This is a genomic window from Neisseria sp. P0022.S010, from assembly GCF_051956635.1.
This window is the reverse complement of sequence record NZ_JBQCXF010000756.1, coordinates 1-890: the sequence shown is the minus strand read 5'-3', so window position 1 is coordinate 890 and position 890 is coordinate 1. Positions and strand designations below refer to the sequence as shown.

At 52.4% G+C, this 890-nt stretch carries 2 protein-coding genes; both read left to right on the top strand.

Features of this window, described 5'->3' with window-relative positions; all coding sequences use genetic code 11:
* Nucleotides 1-468 (top strand): amino-acid N-acetyltransferase (argA, locus tag ACTHUT_RS21200; RefSeq protein ID WP_440419777.1); only part of this gene is annotated, 468 nt, incomplete at its 5' end.
* A gap of 44 nt (nucleotides 469-512) precedes the next feature.
* Nucleotides 513-890, top strand: a 378-nt coding sequence (locus ACTHUT_RS21195) for an exodeoxyribonuclease III (protein ID WP_440419776.1), incomplete at its 3' end; no start/stop codon positions are given.

Here is an 890-nt window from a genome sequence, read left to right as displayed (position 1 = left end):
CGTGAGCCGTTTGTTTCCATCCGTCAGGCACGCAGCGACGACATTCCGCACATCATCGCCTTAATCCGTCCGTTGGCGGAACAAGGCATCTTGTTACACCGCAGCCGCGAGTATTTGGAAAACCATATTTCTAGTTTTTCCGTATTGGAACACGATCAAAACATTTACGGCTGCGTGGCGCTGAAAACCTTTGCCGAGCCGGACTGCGGCGAATTGGCCTGCCTGGTGGTGTCGCCCGAAGCGCGTGACGGCGGCTACGGCGAATTGCTGTTGGAACATTTATTCCAAAAAGCGCGCGCCTTGAATATCAAAACGCTTTTCGCCTTATCCACGCACACGGGCGAATGGTTTGTCGAACGGGGCTTTCAGACGGCCTCGGCCGATGATCTGCCTGCCGAACGCCGGCAGGAATACAATGCCAACGGCCGCAATTCCAAAGTATTTGTTTATGACTTGCAGGCCGTCTGAAAGCTTCAATCCTATTATCCGTTTTTAAACATCACTCAAATCTTATGTTGAAAATCATCTCTGCCAACGTCAACGGCATCCGCTCCGCCTATAAAAAAGGTTTTTACGAATACATCGCCGCATCGGGCGCGGACATTGTCTGCGTGCAGGAACTGAAAGCTCAAGAAGCCGATCTGTCGGACGATATGAAAAATCCGCACGGTATGCACGGCTACTGGCATTGCGCCGAAAAGCGCGGTTACAGCGGCGTGGCGGTGTACAGCAAACGCAAACCCGACAATGTGCAAATCGGCATGGGCATTGAAGAATTTGACAGGGAAGGCCGTTTTGTCCGTTGCGATTTCGGCAAGTTGTCGGTAATTTCGCTGTATCTGCCCAGCGGCAGCAGCGCGGAAGAGCGCCAACAAGTGAAATACCGCTTT